22 protein-coding genes are annotated in these 24,194 nt (G+C 61.6%); 6 read left to right on the forward strand and 16 right to left on the reverse strand.

What is annotated here, in order from left to right; all coding sequences use genetic code 11:
* Positions 1–165 precede the first annotated feature (165 nt).
* The 9 genes from glmM to tolQ all read right to left on the reverse strand — a co-directional run bounded on the left by glmM (position 166) and on the right by tolQ (position 10,811).
* On the reverse strand, positions 166–1,518 hold the full coding sequence (gene glmM, locus PYH37_RS26435) for a phosphoglucosamine mutase (RefSeq protein WP_280734425.1): 1,353 nt from the start codon (positions 1,516–1,518) through the stop codon (positions 166–168).
* 361 nt (positions 1,519–1,879) lie between these two features.
* On the reverse strand, positions 1,880–3,817 hold the full coding sequence (gene ftsH / locus PYH37_RS26440) for an ATP-dependent zinc metalloprotease FtsH (protein WP_280734426.1): 1,938 nt from the start codon (positions 3,815–3,817) through the stop codon (positions 1,880–1,882).
* A 100-nt stretch (positions 3,818–3,917) separates the two neighbouring features.
* Complete coding sequence (gene tilS / locus PYH37_RS26445) at positions 3,918–5,264, reverse strand: tRNA lysidine(34) synthetase TilS (protein WP_280734427.1); 1,347 nt, start codon at positions 5,262–5,264, stop codon at positions 3,918–3,920.
* An 11-nt stretch (positions 5,265–5,275) separates the two neighbouring features.
* Complete coding sequence (ybgF, locus tag PYH37_RS26450; RefSeq protein WP_280734428.1) at positions 5,276–6,292, reverse strand: tol-pal system protein YbgF; 1,017 nt, start codon at positions 6,290–6,292, stop codon at positions 5,276–5,278.
* A 194-nt stretch (positions 6,293–6,486) separates the two neighbouring features.
* Positions 6,487–7,017, reverse strand: a complete 531-nt coding sequence (gene pal / locus PYH37_RS26455) for a peptidoglycan-associated lipoprotein Pal (protein ID WP_280734429.1) — start codon at positions 7,015–7,017, stop codon at positions 6,487–6,489.
* Between the two features lie 184 nt (positions 7,018–7,201).
* The gene (gene tolB / locus PYH37_RS26460) at positions 7,202–8,512 is read right to left on the reverse strand and encodes a Tol-Pal system beta propeller repeat protein TolB (RefSeq protein ID WP_280734430.1); all 1,311 of its coding nucleotides are present in this window, start codon (positions 8,510–8,512) and stop codon (positions 7,202–7,204) included.
* A gap of 24 nt (positions 8,513–8,536) precedes the next feature.
* Positions 8,537–9,607, reverse strand: coding sequence for a hypothetical protein (locus tag PYH37_RS26465; protein ID WP_280734431.1), 1,071 nt, complete (start codon positions 9,605–9,607; stop codon positions 8,537–8,539).
* Between the two features lie 8 nt (positions 9,608–9,615).
* A complete protein-coding gene (gene tolR, locus PYH37_RS26470) occupies positions 9,616–10,068 on the reverse strand; it encodes a protein TolR (RefSeq protein ID WP_280734432.1) in 453 nt (150 codons plus the stop codon).
* 23 nt (positions 10,069–10,091) lie between these two features.
* Positions 10,092–10,811 (reverse strand): protein TolQ, encoded by a 720-nt coding sequence (gene tolQ, locus PYH37_RS26475; RefSeq protein WP_280734433.1) that lies wholly within the window; start codon positions 10,809–10,811, stop codon positions 10,092–10,094.
* Positions 10,812–11,102: 291 nt separating this feature from the next.
* Here tolQ and PYH37_RS26480 point away from each other — a divergent pair, with 291 nt between their 5' ends.
* On the forward strand, positions 11,103–11,393 hold the full coding sequence (locus PYH37_RS26480) for a hypothetical protein (RefSeq protein WP_280734434.1): 291 nt from the start codon (positions 11,103–11,105) through the stop codon (positions 11,391–11,393).
* Between the two features lie 15 nt (positions 11,394–11,408).
* A complete protein-coding gene (gene ligD, locus PYH37_RS26485) occupies positions 11,409–14,006 on the forward strand; it encodes a DNA ligase D (RefSeq protein ID WP_280734435.1) in 2,598 nt (865 codons plus the stop codon).
* Between the two features lie 24 nt (positions 14,007–14,030).
* On the opposite strand, the gene ybgC is transcribed toward ligD, so the two are convergent.
* Complete coding sequence (gene ybgC, locus PYH37_RS26490; RefSeq protein ID WP_280734436.1) at positions 14,031–14,486, reverse strand: tol-pal system-associated acyl-CoA thioesterase; 456 nt, start codon at positions 14,484–14,486, stop codon at positions 14,031–14,033.
* 128 nt (positions 14,487–14,614) lie between these two features.
* Here ybgC and PYH37_RS26495 point away from each other — a divergent pair, with 128 nt between their 5' ends.
* The 3 genes from PYH37_RS26495 to PYH37_RS26505 are packed head-to-tail and all read left to right on the forward strand — an operon-like array spanning position 14,615 to position 17,600.
* Complete coding sequence (locus PYH37_RS26495; protein WP_280734437.1) at positions 14,615–15,835, forward strand: NAD-dependent epimerase/dehydratase family protein; 1,221 nt, start codon at positions 14,615–14,617, stop codon at positions 15,833–15,835.
* Positions 15,832–16,710, forward strand: coding sequence for a glycosyltransferase (locus PYH37_RS26500; protein ID WP_280734438.1), 879 nt, complete (start codon positions 15,832–15,834; stop codon positions 16,708–16,710). The genes PYH37_RS26495 and PYH37_RS26500 overlap by 4 nt, the downstream gene beginning before the upstream one ends.
* Positions 16,707–17,600 carry an NAD-dependent epimerase/dehydratase family protein gene (locus tag PYH37_RS26505; protein ID WP_280734439.1) on the forward strand — a complete coding sequence of 298 codons (894 nt, stop codon included), beginning with the start codon at positions 16,707–16,709 and terminating at the stop codon, positions 17,598–17,600. Before PYH37_RS26500 ends, PYH37_RS26505 begins: the two co-directional genes overlap by 4 nt.
* A gap of 228 nt (positions 17,601–17,828) precedes the next feature.
* Here PYH37_RS26505 and PYH37_RS26510 read toward each other — a convergent pair whose 3' ends face one another.
* The 4 genes from PYH37_RS26510 to ruvC form a co-directional block, all read right to left on the reverse strand.
* Positions 17,829–18,731 carry a metallophosphoesterase gene (locus PYH37_RS26510; protein ID WP_280734440.1) on the reverse strand — a complete coding sequence of 301 codons (903 nt, stop codon included), beginning with the start codon at positions 18,729–18,731 and terminating at the stop codon, positions 17,829–17,831.
* A complete protein-coding gene (gene ruvB / locus PYH37_RS26515; RefSeq protein ID WP_280734441.1) occupies positions 18,732–19,772 on the reverse strand; it encodes a Holliday junction branch migration DNA helicase RuvB in 1,041 nt (346 codons plus the stop codon). It lies immediately after the preceding gene.
* Between the two features lie 176 nt (positions 19,773–19,948).
* On the reverse strand, positions 19,949–20,566 hold the full coding sequence (gene ruvA, locus PYH37_RS26520; protein WP_280734442.1) for a Holliday junction branch migration protein RuvA: 618 nt from the start codon (positions 20,564–20,566) through the stop codon (positions 19,949–19,951).
* A gap of 60 nt (positions 20,567–20,626) precedes the next feature.
* Positions 20,627–21,139 carry a crossover junction endodeoxyribonuclease RuvC gene (ruvC, locus tag PYH37_RS26525; RefSeq protein ID WP_280734443.1) on the reverse strand — a complete coding sequence of 171 codons (513 nt, stop codon included), beginning with the start codon at positions 21,137–21,139 and terminating at the stop codon, positions 20,627–20,629.
* A gap of 168 nt (positions 21,140–21,307) precedes the next feature.
* Between ruvC and PYH37_RS26530 the strand changes: the two genes are divergently transcribed.
* On the forward strand, positions 21,308–22,309 hold the full coding sequence (locus PYH37_RS26530) for an LLM class flavin-dependent oxidoreductase (protein ID WP_280734444.1): 1,002 nt from the start codon (positions 21,308–21,310) through the stop codon (positions 22,307–22,309).
* Between the two features lie 71 nt (positions 22,310–22,380).
* Here the strand turns inward: PYH37_RS26530 and PYH37_RS26535 are convergent, their stop codons facing one another.
* On the reverse strand, positions 22,381–23,127 hold the full coding sequence (locus tag PYH37_RS26535; RefSeq protein ID WP_280734445.1) for a YebC/PmpR family DNA-binding transcriptional regulator: 747 nt from the start codon (positions 23,125–23,127) through the stop codon (positions 22,381–22,383).
* Between the two features lie 129 nt (positions 23,128–23,256).
* Positions 23,257–24,093, reverse strand: a complete 837-nt coding sequence (locus PYH37_RS26540; protein WP_280734446.1) for an MBL fold metallo-hydrolase — start codon at positions 24,091–24,093, stop codon at positions 23,257–23,259.
* Between the last annotated feature and the right edge of the window lie 101 nt (positions 24,094–24,194).

A 24,194-nucleotide genomic window follows, 5' to 3' on the forward strand; every position in this document is an offset into this window, starting at 1 on the left:
ACTCTGAATGTTAATACTTCTGAGTATTCGCCCATGGGCAGACTTGAGGGGGCGCGGAAGAGTATGAAGCGCGCGCCAGCCGGTTCAATAGATTGAGGCGCGGAGTGCGGGCGGAAGCCGCACATGTCGCGCCTCATCGGTTCTCTATTGGAGTAACAACTTTGATCAGGCGGCGCTGCGCACGCTGCCGATCACATTGACCAGTTGGTCGACGATGCGCTCGACTTGACGGCGGTCGTCGCCTTCCGCCATCACCCGGATCAATGGCTCGGTGCCGGAAGGACGGATCAGGAGACGGCCGCTCTTGGCAAGCTCCGCCTCGGCGTCGGCGATCGCCTGCTGCACGGTCGGATGCTCGAGGGGTTTGCCCGCCGAAATGCGTACATTCTTCAAGACTTGCGGCACCGCCTCGAAGCGATGGCAAACCTCGCTAACCGTTTTGCCCTGCCGCTTGACCACGGCAAGGATCTGCAATGCCGCCACCAGGCCGTCGCCCGTCGTGCCGAAGTCGGAGAGCACGATATGGCCCGACTGCTCGCCGCCGACGTTCAAACCATCCTGGCGCATCTGTTCGACGACATAGCGGTCGCCGACCTTGGTGCGGTGCAGCCCGATCCCGCGCTGCTGCAGGTAGCGCTCGAGGCCGAGATTCGACATCACGGTTGCCGCGATGCCGCCCCCCTTCAGCATGCCGTCGGCCGCCCAGCTATCGGCGATCACCGCCATGAGCTGATCTCCGTCGACCACCGTGCCGTTTTCATCGACGATCAGAACCCGATCGGCGTCCCCGTCGAGCGCGATGCCGATATCCGCCCTCACCTCGTGAACCTTCTTCTGCAAGGCGGCCGGGTGTGTCGAGCCGCATTCGAGGTTGATGTTGACGCCGTTCGGTTCGGTGCCGACGGTTACCACCTCGGCGCCGAGTTCCCAAAGGGCAGACGGGGCGACCTTGTAGGCGGCACCGTTGGCGCAATCGATGGCGATCCTCAGCCCCTTCAGCGTGACATCGCGCGGAAGCGTCCGCTTCGCCTGTTCGATATAGCGGTAGATGTCGCCGTCGACGCGCTTGGCACGGCCGATATCCTCGGGTTTGGCGAGCTGCCCAGACATGTCCTGATCGATGAGCCCCTCGATCTTCTCCTCGATGTCGTCGGAGAGCTTGTAGCCATCAGGGCCGAACAGCTTGATGCCGTTGTCACGGAAAGGATTGTGCGAGGCGGAGATCATCACGCCGATATCCGCACGCAGCGACCGCGTCAGCATGGCAACGCCCGGCGTCGGGATGGGGCCAAGCAGGAAAACATCGAGGCCGGCGGCCGTGAAGCCCGCAACCATGGCGTTCTCGAGCATATAGCCCGAAAGGCGCGTGTCCTTGCCGATCACCACGCGGTGGCGATGCGCGCCATTCCTGAAAATCGTTCCGACAGCAATGCCGACCCGCATGGCGAGGTCCGGCGTCATGGGAAAAATATTGGACTGCCCGCGAATGCCGTCGGTGCCGAAATATTTACGCTTCATAAGAACTCCATCGTCCTGCTTCGGCAGGATCTCTTTTGCCGGACGCATATGTCTGCGCGTTGCGCGACTGGTTTTCATGTTTCCGGGACCTCGCCTGCCGGCATAGCTCCAGAGCGGAATGAGGAAAAGTGTGAAGCGGTTTCCGCCCGCATTCCGCCCCAGGTTTATTAAAATATCCGCCCCAATCGAATCGAGAAATCGAGCGTGTTTTGCGCCATCTTTGGCACAAAGCGCAACAATCATATCATCAGAAATCATTACAGCGCGTTACCAAGCACGCAAGAATAGCTGATAACCGAAGCAAACAAAAAAGCCGCCGCTCTCAGGAGCGGCGGCTTCGATATTTGCAACTTGTTGCAAGCTATTGCGGCTGCGGCTCGAAGCCTCCTTCGGGCTCTTCGCCCTTGCTGCCGACGTCCTTCTTGGTCCCGGCGGAAGGAACGGCCGATCCGCGGTGCGGCGGCGTGTCGTCGCCGAGATCGCGCGCGGGCTTCTCGCCGCGAATGAGCGCCTTGATCTCGTCGCCGGTCAGCGTCTCGTATTCGAGCAGGCCTTCGGCAAGCGCCACGAATTCGTGGTTCTTTTCCGTCAGGATCCGGCGCGCCGTCTCGTAGGCGTCGTCGATCAGCCGGCGGATCTCGTTGTCGATCTTCTGAGCCGTCGCTTCCGAGACGTTCTTCTGCTGGGCAACGGAGTGACCCAGGAAGACCTCCTGCTGGTTTTCGCCATAGGAGACCTGTCCGAGCTGATCGGAGAAGCCCCACTGCGTCACCATCGCCCGGGCGAGCTTCGTCGCCTGCTCGATGTCAGATGAGGCGCCTGAAGTGATGTTCTCCTTGCCGAAGGTCAGCTCCTCGGCAACGCGTCCGCCCATCATGATGGCAAGGCGCGAGATCATCCACTTGTAGCTCATCGAATAGCGGTCGCCCTCGGGCAACTGCATGACCATGCCGAGCGCGCGGCCGCGGGGAATGATCGTCGCCTTGTGCAGCGGATCGGCGGAAGGAACATTGAGCGCGAGGATCGCGTGGCCCGCTTCATGATAGGCGGTCAGCTTCTTCTCTGCTTCCGTCATGGCGGACGAGCGGCGCTCCGCGCCCATCATGATCTTGTCCTTGGCGTCCTCGAATTCCTGCATGGTGACGAGACGCTTGTTGCGTCGCGCCGCCATCAGCGCGGCCTCGTTGACGAGGTTCATGAGATCGGCGCCGGAGAAGCCCGGCGTGCCGCGCGCCAGCACCTTGAGATCGACATTCGGCGCCAGCGGCACGTTGCGGACATGCACCTTCAGGATGCGTTCGCGGCCGTTGATGTCCGGGTTGGGCACGACGACCTGGCGGTCGAAGCGGCCCGGACGCAGGAGCGCCGGATCGAGCACGTCGGGGCGGTTCGTCGCGGCAATCAGGATGATGCCCTCATTGGCTTCGAAGCCGTCCATTTCGACGAGCAACTGGTTCAGCGTCTGTTCGCGCTCGTCATTGCCGCCGCCAAGGCCGGCGCCCCGGTGACGACCGACGGCGTCGATCTCATCGATGAAGATGATGCACGGCGCATTCTTCTTCGCCTGCTCGAACATGTCGCGTACACGCGACGCGCCGACGCCGACGAACATTTCGACGAAGTCGGAACCGGAAATGGTGAAGAAGGGTACGTTCGCCTCGCCCGCGACCGAGCGGGCCAGCAACGTCTTACCGGTGCCGGGCGGGCCGACGAGCAGCACGCCGCGCGGAATGCGTCCGCCGAGGCGCTGAAACTTCTGCGGATCGCGCAGGAATTCGACGATTTCCTCGAGGTCCTGCTTGGCCTCGTCGACGCCGGCGACGTCATCAAAGGTCACGCGGCCGTGGGCTTCTGTCAGAAGCTTGGCCTTGGACTTGCCAAAGCCCATCGCGCCGCGGGAGCCGCCTTGCATCTGCCGCATGAAGAACAGCCAGACGCCGAGGATCAGCAGCATCGGCAACAGCGTTCCAATATAGCTCAGGAAGCCCGAAGAACCATCGGTTTCGGGACGGACGGTAACCGTCACATCCTTGGCTTCCAGCCGCTCGGTCAAGGCCGTATCGACGGAAGGCGCATAGGTCTGGAAGGTCGCGCCGCTTTCGGAGTAGCTGCCGATCACCTTCGAACCGGTAATCACCACTTCCTTGACACGGCTGGCATCAACGTCCTTCAGGAACTGCGAGAAGGGAATTTCGCGCGAACCGGTGCGCTCGGTCGGCTGCTGAAACATGCTGAACAGCGCGATCAGGAGAAGCGCTATGATTGCCCAAAGGGCAAAATTACGAAAATTAGGGTTCATCGAACTCCCCGGAACCTGTGGCAGCCCGCGCGTTCGTCGGGCTACAGTCTTGTTCCTTAACATAGGGTTCCGCCGCCGCCTTGCCAAGGCAAACCGCCGGCTACCCCTCCATTTCTGTCAAAACATCGTGAACCGGCGGAGCAGGATATCGATCACGCCCGAACAACGCGGCGACCGCATCAGCCATGATCCTGTCGAAACCCGGCAAAAAGGTGTCGTAAAGGGCGATGCGGCACTCGACTTTCGCCGGAATGCTGTCTGGGCCAATGCTGTGTGGGCCGAGGCTCTCCGCTGGCCTGACACGCGGTGCCACTTGCGAGGCCCGTTTGGCAACCCCTTTCGGTACGCCTGCGTCAATAAGTCTCTGCTCACATAGCGCGCCCCTCATCTCCGGCGTAACGGTCAATGCGGGGCCCTCGCTTGTTACATTGAAGCGCCCGTCCCAGAGTGCGTGCCCGCCTCGAGCAATGGCGAGGACCGGTAGGTCACGCGGCTCTCGGTAGAGATAAAGGCCACTCCTGCGCCGGTCGAACACCACGCGTGCCGCCGTCATGCGGCCCGGCTCACCCGTTTTCAGAAAGGCCGAAAGGCGCTCGATCGTTGCGCGCGCCGGCAGGTGCTCGCGCCCGCCGAGCACGGCGGCGACCGACAGGAGCGCGCGGCGCCAGTCCCTATCGTCCATCTTGCCGGCCTGCGTGGCGGCGACCTCCGCCACCAAGGCTCGGTGCACCTGTATATGCCTGCCGATCAGCGCGGCTGCCCGCGCTGAGGAGGCGGCCCGCTGCAATCCGCTACCTGGAAGCACCGGGGCTTGGTCGGATACTGCCAGCCGCGCACGCACGCGGACGCGTTCGAACTGCGGATTGGCATTGCTCGGATCGTCGAGCCAGCCGACGCCGCGCGCCTGAAGAAAGCTTCGTATTTCCGCGCGGCTCAGATGGAGGAATGGTCTCAAGACCCAGATCCGGCGCTCAAAAAGCACCATGTCCGCCATGCCTGCCGCGCCCTGCCCCTCGCCGGTATCGCGTGTGCCCCGCATGGCGATCGTCTCGCGCTGATCATCGCGTGTATGTCCGGTGGCGATGCAATCGGCGCCCAATTCTGCGGCGGCTTCGGCCAGCAGTTCGTAGCGCTTCTCGCGCGCAGCCGCCTGAATACCGGTCAGGGGTTTGTCGCCGTGCCAACGGCGAATGCTGTGGGCAATGCCAAGCTGTGCGCAGAACGCCGCGACATCTTCGGCCTCCTTGGCAGAGTCCGGTCTCAGCGCGTGATCGACGGTGCAGGCGGCGAGCGAAAATCCGCTCTGACCTTCGCTCTCGATCACCGAATGCAGAGCGAGCAGCAGCCCCTTGGAATCGCTTCCGCCGGAGACGGCGACAAGAATCCGGCAAGGTTTGACGAAGAATTTGAGAAAACGTTTGGCCGTTTCGATGACGGCGTCAGGCATGTGGGCGGGCCTCAGCAGCCAAAACGGCTCTGCTCGCTCGTAACCTTCGCCTTCACGGCGGGCGATGCCTTGGGATAGCGTTTGTTCACCTCGCGCAATGTCGCGCAGGCAGTTTCCTTGTTGTCGAGGGCACCGAGCGACATACCGAGCTTCAACAGCATTTCCGGTGCTTTCGGCGACTTGCCGTGAGCCTGATGCGCGTTCAGAAAAGTCTTTGCGGCATCGCTGTATTTGCCTTGCGAATACTGTGCCTCACCCATCCAGAAGCTCGCGTCAGCCGCCTTATCGCCATTCGGGAAAGCTTCGAGATAGCCGCGGAACTCCTGCTCGGCCGTGCCGTAGTCGCCCGAGAGCACGTGTCCGTAGCCCGACTGGTAAAGATCGCCGGGATTGTCGAGAGAAGCCGTTTGCTGCTCGCTTCCCGGATTGCCATTGAGCCCGTCGCCCTGATTCACCGCGCCTGTATCCACGCCCGGCAGCGTGGCATTGACCCCCGGCGCCTCCGCTGTCGCCGAGACGGGGTTCCCGCTTTCGTCGAAAATGATCTGGCCGAGCGTCGTCGGCGGCGCGGCGCCTGTCGAATCTGGATTGGCGGGGGCCATGTCGCTGTCAGCGTCCGGAGCGGACATGGTCTGGCTATCCGTCACCTCTGGGGTGACGGACGCCTGATCGCTGGATTTCGGCGTTTCAAGTGCGCCGCTCTTCTTTGAGGAGGACTTGCCGCTTTCGAGATCCTGAAAACGGAATTCGTTGTCCTCCTGAAACTTCCTGATCTGTTCCTGCATCTGCAGCAGTTGGAAGCTCATTTCCTCGATACGCCCGTTGAGCGAGCGGATCTGTTCCTCGAGTTGGCCGACCCGTGCAATATCGGGTGATTGCACATTCACCACCGGCAGGTCACGTTTGCTGGCGGCATCGGTATGAGCCGCGCGGGCAAAGAGCCCGGAAAGTGGCATGGCATTCGCCGTTGAGCCGAGGGCCGAAAAGGCCACCAGGCTAACCAGTCCTGCCACGACAAATTGTTTCATTTCATTTGTCCTGTTCGAATACCGATTTCCCATCCCTACAATCGCGGTCCGCAATACATTCGCCGATTCCATGGGTGAGAGCCGCACAGTTTTCCAATTGCCGTGAAAAAGCAACGGAGTTCGGCCAAAGTGTGGTGAAAAAGAAAAGGCGGCCCGTGGCCGCCCCTTCAAATTCATTTTCAGCGACCGAATGATCAGCTTCCGGCGCCGCCAAGAACGGTGACGGCACGGCGGTTCTGCGACCAGCAGGAGATATCGTCGCAGACGGCGACCGGCTTTTCCTTGCCGTAGGAGATCGTGCGCATGCGGTTTGCGGGAACGCCGCGGCTGACGAGATAGTCGCGGGTCGCCGCAGCGCGGCGGGCACCGAGCGCCAGATTGTACTCGCGCGTACCGCGCTCGTCGGCATGGCCTTCGACCGTGATCGCATAATTCGGGTATCTCGCCAGCCATTGGGCCTGACGGTCGAGCGTTGCCTGGGCGTCGGCGCGAATGGAGGTCGAGTCCGTGTCGAAGAAGATGCGGTCGCCGACATTTACGGTGAAGTCCTGCTGCGAGCCCGGCGTTGCTGCACCTGCGCCCAGGCCGAGCCCGGCGGCATCGTTCGGCAGGTTCTTCTTCGAGGCGCAGCCAGCAAGGGCAAGCGTCATGAAGAGAGCGATCATGACCGGATTGCGGGCGATGGTCTGCATGCGGCTTGCTGCCGGGGTGTCAATTCGGCTCATGGGCCGGGTCTCCTTGAGAAGTGTCTGAATTCACGGTTGCCAGACTGTAACCGGAAGCGGTTAATTGCTTTTCAACAGATATGGTTAACAAATCGACAATCTGCGTACGGCGCCTGCTACACCAGCACTTTGCGGCGAGAAAGCGGCACATTCGCCACATTCCTCGGCGCAAAAGCTTTCGCCACTACTCCATCAGTGGCGACCAGGCGGGATCGGATGCAAAGCCTTGCGTCTGGATCAGTTGCTCGTTGTAGCCCGTCAGGTCGATGGAATAGAGCTGCGGACCGCCGGCGCCGGCGTTCTGGCGGAAGAACATCAGCACGCGGCCGTTCGGCGCCCAGGTGGGACCCTCATTGTGGAAGCCGGTGGTGAGGATGCGCTCGCCCGAACCGTCCGTTTTCATGACCCCGATCGAGAACTTGCCGCCCGACTGCTTGGTGAAAGCGATGAGATCGCCGCGCGGAGACCAGACCGGCGTCGAATAGGAGCCATCGCCGAAGGAAATGCGCGTCTGGCCGGAACCGTCGGCGCCCATGACATAGAGCTGCTGCTTGCCGCCGCGGTCGCTTTCGAAGACGATTCGGCTGCCGTCGGGCGAATAGGACGGCGACGTATCGATGGCCGCCGTGTTGGTCAGCCGTGTCGTGGTCCGCGAGCGCAGATCCATCGTGTAGATATTGGCGTTGCCTTCCTGCTGCAGGCTCATGATCACCCGCTGGCCGTCCGGCGAAAAGCGCGGCGCAAATGTCATGCCCGGAAAGTTGCCGACCACCTCGCGCTGCCCGGTTTCGAGCTGCAGCAGATAAACGCGCGGCTGCTCGTTCTCGAAGGACATATAGGTGATTTCTTGCCGGTTCGGAGAGAAGCGCGGCGTCAGCACCAGGTTGTTGTTGTTCGTGAGGGCGCGCGCATTGGCGCCGTCCTGATCCATGATCGCGAGCTGACGTTTGCGCGCATTCTTCGGGCCGCTTTCGGCAACATAGACGATGCGGGTGTCGAAATAGCCCTTTTCGCCGGTAATTCTCTCGTAGATCGCATCGGCGATGATGTGCGCCACGCGGCGCCAGTTTTCCGGCTGCGTGTAGAACTGCTGGCCCAGCATCTGCTGGCCGGCGAAGGTATCCCACAGGCGGAATTCCGCCTTCAGTCTGCCGTCGCCTTCCTGGGTGACGCGACCGGTGACCAGCGCCTGGGCGTTGATCACCTTCCAGTCTTCAAATCGCGGTGGCGCATCCGGGTTGGCAATCTTCTCGATGAAGGCCCCCTTGCCGATCGGGGCGAAGAGGCCGGAGCGCTTGAGATCCGCGGCGACGACATCGGAGATCTTCTGCCCGAGTTCGCCTTGCAGGAAATCGGTCACAGCGATCGGCAGCGGCTCGACGTTACCCTTGTTGATGTTGATCTCGACGAGCGCGTTCGCCGGCGAGGCAATGAGCCCGCAGCCTGCGAACAGCACCATCAGGAGGCGGAAAAAATTGCGTCTCAGCATTTCCATAAAGCCTTTCAGCCTTTCAGTTTCTCAGAGCATCGAGCTCGGGTCGAAATTGACGACCACCTCGCTCCACGAATCGTATTTTTCTGCCGGCAATCCCTTGAAGGGCGCGGATTTGAGGATCGCGCGGCGTGCACCGCCGGCAAGCGCGCGGCGCGCCGCATCGGAACCGCCAGTCGCTTCGACTTCGGGCTCGCCAACCAGCTCGCCGTTCGGATCAAGCCGCATCGTCACCTTGATGCGCACGTCCGTTGCATCCGCCATGCCCGGAATGATCGACCAGTTGTTCTGGATCTGGCCGCGCAGAGCGTCCATTTCGCTCTGCGAAAGCGTATTGCCCGTAGTCGTCTTCTTGCCGCCGAGCGCGGCTTCTTCGGTCGAGCGCTTGGCGCCGCCGCCCGATGATTCCTGCTTGTTGAGCAGCGCCGCGATCTCGTCGGCGTTGAAGTCGCTCTCCTTGGCGGAGGAAGCCTTCTTCTGCTCCTTCTTCGTCTCTTCCTTCTTGCGTTCCGGCGTCTTCGCCGTCTGCGCGGGCTTTTCGACCTTGGGCTTCGCCATTGGCGTCGGCACCTTGTCCGGCAGTGCTTCGGCCTCGGGATTTTCTGCCGGCTGTTCCTCGGCGGGCGCCGGTTCCGGCTTGGCGTCGGGTTTCACGTCCTGCTTCGGCTCAGGCAGTGCGGCCACTTCCGTTGCGGGCTCGGAGGCCGGCTTTTCCTCTTCGACCTTCTCGATTTCGTCCTTTACCGGATCGGGAGTCGGCAGTGCCTTCTCGGTCTTTTCCGGCGCCGCGGCCGATTCATTCTTGACCGGCTTCACGTTGGGTGTCGGGGGCGTCTTGAGGTCGATATCGTTATCGCCGACGTTTTCGGCATCTTCCACAGGGGTCGGCTTTTTGGTCGGAACGGGCGAGGCCTTTTCCTTGGCCGGCGCCTTCTTGTCGCCCTGCTGGATCTGTGTGATCGATTCGATCGGCACGATATCGACCGGCAACGCCTCGACATCCGCGACCTCGAAATCGGCCGGGCTGCCAAGCGACACCAGCGCCCAGGTCAGAACCAGGGCGTGGAGGACAGCAGATGTAGCGAGACTGCCCTTCATTCCGAGGATCACTTTTCCTGTTCTTGAAGGGTTACGAGGCCGAGATTCTTGAAGCCTGCCGCTGAAATCCGCGCCATGACCTTCATCACGGTGCCGTAATCGGCATTGGTGTCGCCGCGAACATAGATGCGCTCGTTATAGCCGGTGGTAGCGATCGCTTCGAGCTTCGGAACGACTTCATCGATCGCGATCGGCGTTTCCTGAAGGAAGATCTCGCCGGCCGGATTGACCGAGACGGTGATCGGCTGGGTATCGGAATTGAGCGCCTTGGCCTGCGTTTCCGGCAGGTCGATCGGCACGCCCACCGTCATCATCGGCGCCGCCACCATGAAGATGATCAAGAGCACCAGCATCACGTCCACGAAGGGCGTGACGTTGATTTCGCTCATGATCGCCTTCTTGCCGTTGCGGCGACGACGTCCGCCGCCCGAACCCTTGGCTCCGCCAACTGCAATACCCATCAGCGTGGTCTCCGTGAAGGTCGTTATTGCGCGGCCTGGCGCGAAGGCTGCAGCTTTTCGTCGATCTGCCGCGACAGGATAGCGGAGAACTCGTCGGCGAAGGCTTCCATGCGTGCAGTCAGCTTGCCGGCGTCGGCGGAAAACTTGTTATAGGCGATAACCGCCGGAATAGCGGCGAGCAGACCGATAGCGGTCGCGAGAAGCGCCTCGGCAATGCCGGGAGCGACGACGGCGAGGTTGGTCGACTTCGAACCGGCGATCGCCTGGAACGAGGTCATGATGCCGACGACGGTGCCGAAAAGGCCGATGAAGGGGGCTGCCGAGCCGATGGTCGCGAGCGAGCCGAGCCTTGCTTCGAGTGCTTCGGATTCCCGCGCGAGCGTTACGTCCATCGCGCGATCGATGCGCATCTGCAGCCCGATCGGCGAGCGGGCGCCGCGTTCGAAGCTCTTCTTCCATTCGCGCATTGCCGAAACGAAGATCGCACCCATGCCGGCCGTCTGCCGATCTGAAAGCGTTCGATAGAGCTCCTCGAGCGACTGGCCGGACCAGAACACCTGCTCGAAGCTATCGAGCTGGCGACGAACGCGCCCGTAGTTCAAGATCTTGTCGACGACGATGCCCCAGGTCCAGACCGAAGCCCCGATGAGTCCCAGCATAACCAGCTTCACGACGAAGCCCGCTTCCATGAAGAGCGACCAGAGGGTCACATCGCTCGTCGCGGCCAATCCAACCTGTTCCATCGATTTCAGTCCCCGAATCCAAACACCCGGCAAGAGCGGCTCACGCTCATGACCGGGTCGCCCAAACGTCCTGTTGCAAAGAATGCCCCGGCACCACCAGATCGCGGCATTGCGATCTATTTGCTTCAGCCTGCCTTCTTGCCGTCAATTTTGGTCAAAGGATGACGTGCACTGCACAAATCCTATTACACGGATTAAGACACCATTATGGTTAAGGGAGTGTTACCGGACGGGCACGCCGCTCATCGGCGTTCTCCGGAACTTCACCCAAGCCTTGGACGTTTCCGCTGCATGAGTGTCCAGACGCCCAAGCAAATCGACAGGGATTCAAGGCCTTTCGACCGTCGCGACCGGCTGATCCTCGCGCTTTATGCGCAACTGAAGGCTGAGCGGGAGACTCGCGCGGCGTTTGAAGAGGCCATCGCAAACGGCGTGCTTTCGCGCGAGGTGCTGCAGGCGCTCGTCTCGGACCCGATCCCCGTAATCACCGGCGAAGATATCGTCATGATCGAGCAGCTCCTCGCCCGCGACAAGCATCAAAACGGCGAGCAAACCAAGCCCCGCCGCAAAGCCACTTCTTGATTCAAGAGGTGCGGGATGCCCACTCCTCACGACCCGCTATCGGAATACAATCGGCGCCGTGATTTCACCAAGACGAGCGAGCCGAAGGGAAAGGCCGCGGCGGCGCGCAAGGGCCGAAAGCTCTTCCTTGTTCAGAAGCATGACGCGACGCGACTTCATTATGATTTCCGCCTAGAATGGAAACGCGTCCTCAAGAGTTGGGCCGTGACCCGCGGGCCGAGCCTCAATCCGCGAGACAAGCGGCTCGCGGTGCGAACGGAAGATCACCCCATGGCCTATGGCGACTTCGAGGGCACGATTCCGGAAAACCAGTACGGCGGCGGCACGGTCATGCTTTGGGACACCGGCTGGTGGGAGCCGGAAGGAGACCCCGATGAAGGATTGAAGAAGGGCAAGCTCACGTTCCAGTTGCATGGCAGCCGAATGCATGGCGGCTGGGCGCTGGTCCGCATGCGACCGCGCCATGGCGAGAAACGCGAAAACTGGCTGCTGGTCAAGGAAACGGACGAGGCTGCCTCCGAGGACGGCGAGAGCCTGATAAACGAGAACATCACCAGCGTCCGCACCGGCCGCACCATGGAGGAAATCGCCGAGGGCAAGGGCGAAAGAGCGGCGCGTGTCTGGCATTCGAACAAGAGCGCGGCCGCGAACGTCAAGGCAGGCGCAGTTGCACGCGGTCGTCACACCGGTAAGCAGCCGCGCCGAATATCGTCGGCCAAACTGCCCGCCTTCCGCGAACCGCAGCTCGCGACGCTCGTAAAGGAGGCCCCGAGTGGAGACGACTGGCTGTACGAAGTGAAGTTCGACGGCTATCGGCTGATGGCAGCGATCGGCGGCGGCACCGTGCGCTGTTATACCCGCAAGGGCCTCGACTGGACCGCCAAATTTCCGGCGATCGCATCAACGCTCGCGGAACTTCATTGCGAGTCCGCGCTGATCGACGGCGAGGCCGTGGCGACATCCGGTGAAGGCTCGAAGTTTTCAGCGCTTCAGAAAGCCTGGCGGACCGGCGCCGGAACCCGCTTCTATGTCTTCGATCTTATCGAGCTCGACGGCAAGGACTTGAGCGGCAAGCCGCTCGTCGAGCGCAAGAGACGGCTGAAAACGCTGATCGAGAGCGGTGGACCTACGAACCCCGTGCAATATAGCGCACATGTGCGCGGCAATGGGGAGCAGATCCTGGCTGCCATGTGCAAGGCCGGGCAGGAAGGCATCATCGCCAAGGAGGCAAGTGCCTCATATCGCAGCCATCGCACCGGAAGCTGGCTGAAGATCAAGTGCACGAAACGCCAGGAATTCGTCATCGGCGGCTACTCCCCTTCCTCGAAGCCGAGACGCGCGTTCGCCTCGCTTCTCGTCGGTACCTTCGAGTACGGCAAACTGGTCTATCGGGGGCGTGTGGGAACCGGCTTCGACGAGGAGACCATGCAAGTACTCGCCGCGGCATTTGCCAGGCGCAAACGCGAGACGCCGCCGTTCGAGGCGGTACCGCCGCGCATAAGACGCCAAGCCGTTTGGCTGCAGCCGGATCTTGTCGCGGAGGTGGACTTCACGGAATTCACCGATGATGGGCATATTCGTCACGGTGCGTTCGAGGGACTGCGCGAGGACAAGGAGGCCAAGGCCGTGAAACTGGAGACGCCGAAATCAGCAGACGCAAATGCCGGCAGCGGCAAGAGCAAACCCACTTCTAAAGGCCGCGCCGCATCGAGATCGCACGGAGACAAAGATATTCTCGGCGTTCGGATATCGCATCCCGACCGCATCCTCTTCGAAGGCCAGGGGATCACCAAGATCGATCTCGCCCACTACTATGCCGTCGTAGCGGACAGAATGCTTCGCTTCGCGGCCGATCATCCCGTGTCACTCGTGCGCTGCCCGCAGGGTCGACAACGGCAATGTTTCTACCAGAAACATGCGAGCGACGGCTTCCCGGGCGAGATCAGGGAAGTGCCGATCGAGGAATCGTCCGGTGGCACCGAGAACTACATGTATGTTCATGATGCGAAGGGTCTCGTCGCCGCCGTCCAGATGGGCACAATGGAGTTTCACATCTGGGGTGCCAGAATCAACAGGCTGGAGACGCCCGACCGACTTGTGTTCGACCTCGATCCCGATCCAAGCGTCGACTTTGCCACCGTGAAGCGAGCCGCCGTCGCGCTGCGCGACGAGCTCGCCGACATAGGCCTCAAGACCTTTCCCATGGTGACCGGCGGCAAGGGCGTCCACGTCATCGCGCCTCTTGTCCCACGCGCCTCCTGGGACGAGGCCAAGCCTTTCGCCAAGAAGATCGCGCAGTCCTTCGCCAATCGCGATCCCGACCATTTCATCGCGACAATGTCCAAGGCAAAGCGAAAGGGACGCATCTTCATCGACTGGCTGAGAAACGAGCGTGGCGCCACCGCTATTTGCCCCTATTCCAGCCGAGCCCGCGAAGGTGGACCGATCGCCACGCCGGTCGGCTGGGATGAACTCGAGCATCTGGGCGCCGCCAACACCTTCCATATTGCCGATATCCTCGAGCGCACCGAGGCTGGCGCTGATCCCTGGCCGGAATTCGCCAAGACCAAACAATCGCTTACGAAGAAAATACTAAACTCGATTGCTGAGTGAACCGCGGCCCGAGCCCAAAATCGCTCAGGCCGGGAGTTTCTGTCTTGCCAGGAACTTCGTTGCGAGCGCTTCCGGCAAGCGCCTTGGCCGGCCCTGGCCGTTGATGACGGCGATGATGACCTTGGCGGCAATCAGCAGTGTGCCCGCGCGGCGAATTTCCTGCTGCAGCACCATCTTGGCGCCGCCGGCCTTTTCGGTCGTTGTTTCGATGGTCAGGATGTCGTCCATGCGCGCAGGCGATTTGAAGTCGATCTCCATCCGGTGCACGACGAACATCAGGCCCTCCGTGTCGCCCTCGATAGCAAGCGACGCCTGTTCGACACCGAGCAGGCGCAGATAGTCTGTCCTCGCCCGCTCCATGAAATGCAAGTAACGCGCATGGTAGACCACGCCGGAGAAATCAGTGTCCTCGTAATAGACCCGCTGCACCAGCCGATGGCCGTTTTCGGTCAGCTCGCCTGCGAGCGAAATTACTGGCATTGTCTCATTCTCCGGGAGGATTTCTCTTTTTCTGTGCAGGAACAAAAAGACATTTGCAAGCATTGCAGCTTTGTCACAATCCTATCCTATCAGGTCCTGTCTCTTCTTCCCGATCAGGAGAACCGTGCATGAAGATTGCAATCCTCGGCGGTGATGGTTTCGTCGGCTGGCCCACCGCTCTGCATTTATCCGATGCGGGCCACGACATCCACATTCTCGACAATCTCTCCCGCCGATGGATCGACACCGAGCTCGGTGTCCAGTCGCTGACCCCGATGGACTCCATCCAGGAGCGCACCCGCATCTGGCACGCGGAAACCGGTCGGCGCATCCACTTCAACCTGATCGATCTCGCCCGCGACTACGAGCTTCTGAAGAACTGGCTCGCCGAACATCGACCCGATGCAATCGTCCATTTCGCCGAGCAGCGTGCCGCTCCCTATTCGATGAAGAGCGACCGGCACAAGAACTATACGGTCAACAACAACGTCAACGCGACGCACAACCTGTTGAATGCACTGGTTGAACTAGGCCTCGACGCCCATCTCGTGCACCTCGGAACGATGGGCGTCTACGGGTATTCGACCATCGGTGCGGCAATCCCCGAAGGCTATCTGCCGGTCGGCATCGAAACGATGGGCGGCGAGACCGTCAGCCAGGAAATTCTCTACCCGTCCAATCCTGGCTCGATCTATCACATGACCAAGTGTCTCGATCAGTTGCTCTTTCAGTTCTACGCCAGGAACGACGGCCTCAGGATTACCGACCTGCACCAGGGCATTGTCTGGGGGACGCACACGGAGCAGACGCGCCGGCACGCGCAACTGATCAACCGCTTCGATTACGACGGCGACTACGGCACCGTCCTGAACCGCTTCCTGATTCAGGCGGCGATCGGCTATCCGCTGACGGTTCACGGGACAGGCGGCCAGACGCGCGCCTTCATCCATATTCAGGATTCCGTCCGCTGCATCGAGCTCGCCCTGAAAAGCCCTCCGGGACACGGCAGCCGTGTCGAGATCTTCAACCAGATGACCGAGACGCATCGCGTTCGCGACCTCGCCGAAATGATCGCCGGCATCACGGGTTCGAAAATTGCGTGGCTTCCCAACCCGCGCAAGGAAGCGGCCGAAAACGAGTTGGTCGTTCGGAACGAAAAGTTCCTGTCGCTGGGCCTCGATCCGATCCGTCTTGAGGATGGATTGCTTTCGGAAATCGTCGACGTCGCGAAGAAATTCGCCTACCGCGTCGACCGCTCGCGGGTGCCGGCCGTCTCGGCCTGGACGAAGGAGATCGCGCCGCTGATCAATCACGACCCCGAAGGCAAGCGTCTGAAATCCGTTTCATGAGCCTCTCGATCACCGATCCGGAGGGGCTCAGCCCCTCCTCGCCACCCGGTAGCCGCCACGCCTTCGCGACGCTCGTCACCAATGCCGACTACGCGCTCGGCGCGCGGGCACTCGCTCGCTCCATCCGCCTCTCGGGAACCATGGCGGATATCGTCGTGCTTCATACCGGCGGGGTGGAGGCCGCTGCCCTCGAGCCGCTCGATGAATTCGGCTGCCGCCTCGTCGAAACGGAGCTCCTGCCTCTGTCGGACGAATTCAATGCCCGACATGCGCGCCGCAATGTTCATGAGAAGGCGCCCTTCACCAAGGGCCGCAAACCCGACTTCCACTCGCCGCTCGACAATTTCTGCAAGCTCAGGCTCTGGCAGCTCGTAGAGTACGAGCGCTGCGTCTTCATCGATGCCGACGCGATCGTTCTGCGCAACATCGACAAGCTCTTCCGGTATCCGGAGTTTTCCGCCGCGCCGAATGTCTATGAAAGCCTCGCCGATTTTCACCGGCTGAACTCCGGTGTCTTCGTCGCGGAACCGTCGCTTGCAACATTTGAAAGAATGCTGGCGGCGCTCGATCGGCCGGGGGCCTTCTGGCCGCGCACCGACCAGACCTTCCTGCAGGCTTTCTTTCCCGACTGGCACGGTCTGCCTGTGACGATGAACATGCTGCAATATGTCTGGTTCAACCTGCCGGGCCTCTGGGATTGGCGTTCGATCGGCGTGCTTCACTACCAGTACGAAAAACCGTGGGAAAAGGATCATCCGCGCGCGGATGTTCTCTCGCCGCTGATCGAGCTCTGGCATGCCTATCTGACCGGCGAAAATATCCCCGACCTCGCCTCCCTTAAGAATCCGGTGCAAGCCGGCGTTGTATCGCCATGACTCGCGTCCTGGTTTCCGGCGGCACGGGCTTCGTGGGCCGTTTTATCGTCGAGCATCTGCTGGCAAACGGCTACAAGGTTACGGTCGGCGCCCGCACACGGCCGGGAGACAGCTTCTTTTCGCAGCCGGTTTCCTACTTGCCGCTTCGCCTTGATCCGGAAGCCGACCAGATCGCCGCCTTCGATAACATCTACTATTTCGTTCATGCCGCCTTCGAGCATGTCGAGGGCAAGTATCGGGGCGGCGAAGGCAATGACCCCGCAAGCTTCCGCCGCGTCAATATCGACGGCTCGATCCGCCTCTTCGAAGAGGCGCGCGCCGCCGGCGTGCGCCGCTGTATCTTTCTGTCGAGCCGTGCCGTCTATGGCGAAACGCCCGCGCTTGCTGTCGATGAAACGTCTCCCGTCGAGCCGGACACGCTCTATGGTGTGGTGAAGCTTGCGGCCGAAGACGCCTTGAAGTCGATGGCTGGCCACGACTTCGTCACCGCGAGCCTTCGCCTTACCGGCGTCTATGGACCAGCCGGCCCCGGTCGGAAGCATAAATGGAGCGGTCTTTTCCACGACTATCTCGCCGGCAGGCCCATTCCATCGCGTGCCGGTACGGAAGTTCACGGCGATGATGTAGCCCAGGCGGTATTGCTGATGCTGAAGGCAGAGGCCGGCAAGGTTTCCGGCCAGACCTTCAACGTCTCGGACGTGCTAACCGGCAACCGCGAGATCCTCGCCGTGCTTCAATCCGCAAGCGGCTGTCCTCATCCCCTGCCGCCGACGGCGGATGCGACCGCATTCAGGGTGATGTCGACCGACAAACTGCGCGCGCTCGGCTGGACGCCCGGCGGCGCTGAGAGGCTGGCGGCGACGATCCGGGAAATGGCGCCGGACGTCTAAGATCATGAGGGAGTTCTGCGTTACTGCGCTCGGCGCCGGCGCGAGTCCCTTCTCCCAATCAAAATGGAGAGAAGGTGGCCGACAGGCCGGATGAGAGGCGAATCCGGGGCGACGACCGGCACTACAGCACCGTGCGTCTTTTCAGACGCACAAAGGTCGCTGTAGCACTTTGAATTGCTGCATGTTTTATCCTTAAATCGGCTCCGATTTAAGGAAACATGCAGTAGGCTACCCCAGGTCGATGACGACGATTTCGGGCGGAACGCCGAAACGGATCGGCGCGATCGAACAACCGAGCCCTCCCGAAACGATCAGATTGCGATCGTCCTCGACGATGTGCCCATAGGCATAACGATCACCGAAGCGGGAGGGCACGACGGGCGAACGGCCGATGAGCCGAACCTGGCCCCCATGCGTGTGGCCGCAGAGCGTCAGCGACACCCGCTGCGGCACTTTCGCAAAGATATCGGGCTCGTGTGCAAGCAGGATGACCGGTGCCTCGTCGCTCACCTGCGTCAGCGTGCCGTCGAGATCGTCGAGGCCCTGCATCGAGCCGCGGTTCCATTTCTTCCCCGGCAGCAGCGCGAGCTGGTCCTCAAGCCCGGCCAGCCAAAAGCCAAACCCGTCCTTTTCCAGGCGGATGGCGCGATTGGCATGGACCGGTATGCCAACTTCCGCCAGCGCCCGGTGCCCGAAGGTCCCGCCGCCGCCGTTCTGTTGGGCGGTCCTGTCTTCCCACCAGTCGTGATTGCCCATGATCGCGTGCACGCCGAGCGGCGCTCTCAAGGTGGCAAGAGCCTTGGACCACTCGCTGGAATGCACGTAACGCGTCACCAGGTTCATCCCCGATGTATAATCCCCGAGAAGAACGGTGATGTCGCCGCCGAGGTCGTTGGCGCGGGCACATATGGAGGCGATGCGGTTCGCAGACATCCACGGCTCGCAGGCATGGAGATCGGCAAGCGCTACCACCCGAAGTTTGAGGCCGGGCGTCCAGCCGGGAGGTGTCAGTTCGTAACGCGTCACCTTGAGGCGCGCGAGCGGTTCGACGGCAAAGGCATATCCACCTAACGCCATGGCGCTGGCGAAACCGCCGCCGAGAACCTGCATGAAACCGCGCCGAGTGATCATTCAGTCGTCCTCGAGCGTCAGCCGGAACTGTGACGCTTCGACGTCCTTCGGCGGATTGAGACCAAGATGTTTCCAGGCGTTCGCCGTCAGCACCCGGCCGCGCGGCGTGCGCTGGATGAAGCCCTGCTGGATCAGATAGGGCTCGATAATGTCCTCGATCGCGTCGCGCGGTTCGGAAAGCCCGGCGGCGATCGTCTCGATGCCGACGGGCCCGCCGCCGAAATTGTGGGCGATCATCGTCAGATAGCGACGATCGAGCTGGTCGAGACCCATACTGTCGACCAATAACCGCGTCAGCGCCTCGTCGGCGATCTGCCGCGTCACGGCCTCGGCGCGCGCCACTTCCGCAAAGTCGCGGACCCGCCGCAGGAGACGGCCGGCGATGCGCGGCGTGCCGCGGGCCCGGCGGGCGATTTCGCGCGCGCCTTCGTCGGTCATACCAAGCCCCATCAGCCGCGCGCCGCGCCGGACGATCAGTTCCAGCTCCTCGACCGTGTAAAAATTGAGCCGCACCGGAATGCCGAAACGGTCGCGCAAGGGCGTCGTCAACAGGCCAAGGCGGGTGGTCGCGGCGACCAGCGTGAACTTCGAGAGGTCGATCTTCACGGAGCGCGCTGCCGGCCCCTCGCCGATGATGAGATCAAGCTGAAAATCCTCCATCGCCGGATAGAGGATCTCCTCGACCGCCGGGTTCAAGCGATGGATCTCGTCGATGAACAGCACATCGCGCTCTTCGAGATTGGTGAGGAGCGCTGCGAGATCGCCGGCCTTGGCGATGACTGGCCCGGAGGTCGAGCGGAAATTGACGCCGAGTTCCTTGGCCATGATCTGCGCTAGCGTCGTCTTGCCGAGACCGGGCGGACCAACGAAGAGGACGTGATCGAGCGCCTCGCCGCGATTGCGTGCCGCTTCGATGAAGATCTTGAGATTGGCGCGCGCCTCGGCCTGACCGGTAAACTCATCCAGCGACTGCGGACGCAGCGTCGCGTCGAGGTCCTCGCCTCGCTTTTCCGGCGCAATCAAGCGTGCGGCTTCACTCATCCTAAAAACTTCCATTTCGGGCTGCATCGCGCCCTTGCGCGATATGCTGATCGTAGACACTCATCGTGCCGCTTCCCCGGCGCCAACATAGTGTCATCGCATCGTCCGATCCAGCGCGTATCGCTTCGCAGGATCGCTTCATTCCAATGCTTTGTGGCCGCAGAATGGCTTGCCCCTCACCGCGCCAGTTCCTTCAGTCCGAGACGGATCAGCTTGGCGCTGTCTGCTCCGTCCCCGCCATTCTTCAACGCAGCGGCAACCGCATTGGCCGCCTGGTCACGCGAATAGCCTAGATTGGTCAAGGCCGAAACCGCATCCGCAACCGGCGCGGAGGCGACGCCCTCGCCCAGCTCCTGCTTGAGGCTGATCGCGGCCGACATCTCGCCGGCGAAAGCCGGAGCCTTGTTCTTGAGTTCAGTGACGATGCGCACCGCTACCTTTGGGCCGACACCGGGAGCGCGCGCCACGGACGTCTTGTCCTGCAGCGCAATGGCATTGGCGAGTTCTCCGGGCGTCAGCGTCGAGAGCAGCGCCAGCGCCACCTTGGAGCCGACTCCCTGGACGCTCTGAAGCAGGCGGAACCACTCGCGCTCGAGCGCGGTCAGGAAACCGAAGAGTTTTAGCTGATCCTCCCGCACATAGGTCTCGATGAAGAGTACGGCCGCCTCTCCTGCCGATCCGAGCTTGGCAAGCGTGCGCGCCGAGCAATGAGCGACGTATCCGACGCCATGCACGTCGAGAACCACGTGATCCTCGCCGATCTCGTCTATGGTGCCCTTGAGTTTGCCGATCATCTGGCTTCGTCTTTCTGGATGCTCTTTTACCTTGAGGTTGAAGGAAATTCTGAAGGCCGGCTAGCCGGCAAGCGCCGCAAGACGGCTGGTGATCGCCTGCCTGTTGTGCGCATGGCAAATGGCAATGGCAAGCGCGTCGGCGGCATCATTGCCTTTGAACTGCACCTTCGGCATCAGCACCTTCAGCATCATGTGGATCTGCTGCTTCTCGCCATGGCCGACGCCGATGACGGCTTTCTTGACCGCATTCGGCGCATATTCGGCAACCCTGAGACCCGCGCGCGCCGGAACCAACATGGCGATGCCGCGCGCCTGACCGAGCTTCAGCGTCGCGGTTGCGTCCTTGTTGACGAAGGTCTGCTCCACGGCGGCCTCATCGGGCCGATAGCCATGCACGACCTCGGCAAGGCCGTCGTGCAACTGGCAAAGGCGCGACGCGAGATCCATCTCGCCATCGGAAGTCACCGTGCCGGAGGCGACGAACCGCAGCGAATTGCCGAGGGTCTCGATAATGCCCCAACCCGTGCGCCTCAATCCCGGATCGATGCCGATGATGCGAATCGTATTCTGCATGGCTCACCCTATGTCGACCGGCAGAACGCTGCCAGCAAAAAGTGAACAAAACAAAAACATTGTACAGAAACAGCCTCGCTCCGCAGAAAACCTCCGGCATGCTCTTGGCCTCAGGAATCTTGAACCTACATTGCGATCGATCAAATTCTCTTAATTGAAGGCGTTGCCATGATCCCTTTCTCCATTCTCGACCTTTCGCCTATCACCGACGGCGGCAGCGTCGCCCAGTCGCTTGAAAACTCGCGCCGGTTCGCGATCGCGGCGGAGGAGAACGCTTACAAACGGTTCTGGCTGGCCGAGCACCACGGCATGAAAGGCATCGCCAGCGCCGCGACGTCGCTCGTCATCTCTCATGTGGCTTCGGCAACGAAAAATATTCGCGTCGGTTCGGGCGGCATCATGCTGCCCAACCATTCGCCGCTCGTCATTGCCGAGCAGTTCGGCACGCTGGCGGCGCTTTATCCCGGCCGCATCGATCTCGGCCTCGGCCGCGCGCCTGGTACCGACATGAGGACGGCGCAGGCACTTCGACGCAACATGGAGGCGAGCGCCAACAATTTTCCGAATGATGTCGTGGAACTGCAGGCTCTTCTCGGTCCGGCCAGCGAAGAGCAAAAAATCATCGCCGTACCGGGCGCCGATTCGAACGTGCCGATCTGGCTGCTCGGTTCCAGTCATTTCAGCGCCCACCTGGCCGGCATGCTCGGGCTTCCTTTCGCCTTCGCCTCGCATTTCGCGCCGGACATGCTGCTCTCCGCGCTCGAAATCTACCGCGAACGCTTCACGCCGTCGCCGCAGCTCGACAGGCCGCATGTGATGGTTGGCGTGATGGGCGTTGCCGCCGATACGGACGAGGAGGCGAACTATCTCTTCACCTCCATGCAGCAATCCTTCGTCGCGCTCCGCCGCAACGCGCGCGGCCGCTTCCCGCCGCCGGTCAAATCGATGGAGGGGCGATGGACCACTGACGAGAAGATCTTCGTCGATCATGCGATGACCTATGCGGTCGTCGGCGGACTGGAAACCATCCACCGGAAGACCGCGACGTTCCTCGAGCAGACCAAAGCCGACGAGCTGATCATCTCGATGCCGATTTTCGACATGGAGGCGCGGCTCCGCTCGCTTACGCTTTTCGCCGAAGCGCAACGGGATCTGGCGACGACGGTTTGATCACTAGCTAAAAAAGCAATCGACCTGCGGTTCCTGTCGCCGGTCGATTGCGTCAGAGAAACGAAGCTGCGTCAGGCCGAAAGCCTAGCCAGGACCTCGTCCGAAACCTCGAAGTTGGAGTAGACGTTCTGAACGTCATCGTCGTCTTCGAGATTATCGATCAGCCTCATCAGCGACTGCGCCTTTTCCTCGTCCACCGGCACGGTATTCTGCGGCTGCCAAATCGCCTTGACGGTTTCCGCCTCCCCCAGCACCTCTTCCAAAGCCTTCGAGACTTCGCCGATGTTTTCGAAGCTGCAGACGATCGTGTGGCCATCCTCGTCGCTCGTTACGTCGTCGGCGCCCGCCTCGATCGCCGCTTCCATGACCTTGTCGGCATCGCCGACGGTGGCCTTGTAGGTGATTTCGCCGACCCGATCGAAGGAGAAGGAGACCGAACCGGTTTCACCAAGTGCGCCGCCGGCCTTGGTGAAGATCGAGCGGACGTTGGAAGCAGTGCGGTTGCGGTTGTCGGTGAGCGCCTCGACGATGACGGCGACGCCGCCCGGTCCGTAGCCCTCGTAGCGGACTTCCTCATAGCTCTCGGCATCGCCGCCCGCAGCCTTCTTGATCGCCCGCTCGATATTGTCCTTCGGCATCGACTGCGCCTTGGCGTTCTGAATGGCCAGGCGCAGGCGCGGGTTCATGGTGGCGTCAGGCAGGCCGGTCTTTGCGGCGACAGTGATTTCGCGCGCAAGCTTGGAAAACATTTTCGAGCGCACCGCATCCTGACGGCCCTTGCGGTGCATGATGTTCTTGAACTGTGAATGGCCAGCCATGGCGCCCTCTGCATGCATGAATTATTGGAATGGGGCGCCTTATAGTTTCATTGCCGCTTCCCGTCCAGCAGGGGCTGTTTTTTCAAGACGCAGAAATCCGCGCCGAACGTCCCCCCGTACGGCGGCGCTTCAAACGCCCTGGAGAACATAGATCAGCGGTTTGCTCGGCAGCGTCCGGAGCGAAATCTTCACGCTCGGTCCGGCGGCAAAGCTCTTGTCGTAGTCATCGCCGAACATGTCGAGGAAGTCGTTGATCGGCGGCCCTCGCCGATGCATCGGCAGGATGAGCGCCGCGCGCAGGCGCGACGCCACACGGCTCATGCTTTCAGCGCCCATCGTCAAACCGCCGTCAACCGGCACCATCAGGATGTCGAGCCGGCCGATTTGGCGGTAGTGGCTGTCGTCGAGCTCATGATGCAGATGGCCGAGATGGCCGATGCAAAGCCCCGCAACCTCGAAGATGAAGATCGAATTGCCGTTCGGCTCCATGCCCTCGAAGCCGGAGCGTATATCGGTCGTCACGTTGCGGATATAAGTGTCGCCAACGACGAGGTCATGATCTGCGGGCTCCCCGTCATCGCCCCAGCCGTGCAGAACATGGCGGATGGCGGGGTCCGGCGTCAGCGTGTAGTGGGTGGAATGGGCCTTGTTCATCGTCACGACAGTAGGAGGGGCTGCAGTTCGGAACCAGCCGTTGTAATCCGTGGCGATCGAAGTGCCGCCCGGCGTTTCGATCAGGAAGGTCGAGTGGCCGAGATAGGTGATGGTCACCTCGCCGTCAGTCGCTGCAGCGAGGGTGGCCTGCGGCGCCGCGAAGCTGACAAAGGTCGCCGCCGGAGTGGCTTCCGCAATCGCCTGACATTGGCTGACGGGAGCCGGAGACTGCTGTGCGCGGGCGGGCTCCGGCCAGAGCGTATGGATGAGCCAGATGACGGCCAGGGTGTAGGCAAGGTATCGGAGCAGCATCCTTCACCTCTCACACGCGTTCTTAGATCACGATGATTTTAGGTCGGGTCGACCTAAAATCATGAACGTGATCGATTCTAATAAGTTAGCGCGGGATGCGG

This window comes from Sinorhizobium numidicum (assembly GCF_029892045.1).
In the GTDB taxonomy this organism is placed as follows: Bacteria; Pseudomonadota; Alphaproteobacteria; order Rhizobiales; family Rhizobiaceae; genus Sinorhizobium; species Sinorhizobium numidicum.

Bases quoted from the DNA above. Each gene is read 5' to 3' on its own strand.
- glmM (WP_280734425.1), bottom strand. From the start codon at position 1,518: ATGAAGCGTAAATATTTCGGCACCGACGGCATTCGCGGGCAGTCCAAT.
- ftsH (WP_280734426.1), bottom strand. From the start codon at position 3,817: ATGAACCCTAATTTTCGTAATTTTGCCCTTTGGGCAATCATAGCGCTT.
- tilS (WP_280734427.1), bottom strand. From the start codon at position 5,264: ATGCCTGACGCCGTCATCGAAACGGCCAAACGTTTTCTCAAATTCTTC.
- ybgF (WP_280734428.1), bottom strand. From the start codon at position 6,292: ATGAAACAATTTGTCGTGGCAGGACTGGTTAGCCTGGTGGCCTTTTCG.
- pal (WP_280734429.1), bottom strand. From the start codon at position 7,017: ATGAGCCGAATTGACACCCCGGCAGCAAGCCGCATGCAGACCATCGCC.
- tolB (WP_280734430.1), bottom strand. From the start codon at position 8,512: ATGGAAATGCTGAGACGCAATTTTTTCCGCCTCCTGATGGTGCTGTTC.
- PYH37_RS26465 (WP_280734431.1), bottom strand. From the start codon at position 9,607: ATGAAGGGCAGTCTCGCTACATCTGCTGTCCTCCACGCCCTGGTTCTG.
- tolR (WP_280734432.1), bottom strand. From the start codon at position 10,068: ATGGGTATTGCAGTTGGCGGAGCCAAGGGTTCGGGCGGCGGACGTCGT.
- tolQ (WP_280734433.1), bottom strand. From the start codon at position 10,811: ATGGAACAGGTTGGATTGGCCGCGACGAGCGATGTGACCCTCTGGTCG.
- PYH37_RS26480 (WP_280734434.1), top strand. From the start codon at position 11,103: ATGAGTGTCCAGACGCCCAAGCAAATCGACAGGGATTCAAGGCCTTTC.
- ligD (WP_280734435.1), top strand. From the start codon at position 11,409: ATGCCCACTCCTCACGACCCGCTATCGGAATACAATCGGCGCCGTGAT.
- ybgC (WP_280734436.1), bottom strand. From the start codon at position 14,486: ATGCCAGTAATTTCGCTCGCAGGCGAGCTGACCGAAAACGGCCATCGG.
- PYH37_RS26495 (WP_280734437.1), top strand. From the start codon at position 14,615: ATGAAGATTGCAATCCTCGGCGGTGATGGTTTCGTCGGCTGGCCCACC.
- PYH37_RS26500 (WP_280734438.1), top strand. From the start codon at position 15,832: ATGAGCCTCTCGATCACCGATCCGGAGGGGCTCAGCCCCTCCTCGCCA.
- PYH37_RS26505 (WP_280734439.1), top strand. From the start codon at position 16,707: ATGACTCGCGTCCTGGTTTCCGGCGGCACGGGCTTCGTGGGCCGTTTT.
- PYH37_RS26510 (WP_280734440.1), bottom strand. From the start codon at position 18,731: ATGATCACTCGGCGCGGTTTCATGCAGGTTCTCGGCGGCGGTTTCGCC.
- ruvB (WP_280734441.1), bottom strand. From the start codon at position 19,772: ATGAGTGAAGCCGCACGCTTGATTGCGCCGGAAAAGCGAGGCGAGGAC.
- ruvA (WP_280734442.1), bottom strand. From the start codon at position 20,566: ATGATCGGCAAACTCAAGGGCACCATAGACGAGATCGGCGAGGATCAC.
- ruvC (WP_280734443.1), bottom strand. From the start codon at position 21,139: ATGCAGAATACGATTCGCATCATCGGCATCGATCCGGGATTGAGGCGC.
- PYH37_RS26530 (WP_280734444.1), top strand. From the start codon at position 21,308: ATGATCCCTTTCTCCATTCTCGACCTTTCGCCTATCACCGACGGCGGC.
- PYH37_RS26535 (WP_280734445.1), bottom strand. From the start codon at position 23,127: ATGGCTGGCCATTCACAGTTCAAGAACATCATGCACCGCAAGGGCCGT.
- PYH37_RS26540 (WP_280734446.1), bottom strand. From the start codon at position 24,093: ATGCTGCTCCGATACCTTGCCTACACCCTGGCCGTCATCTGGCTCATC.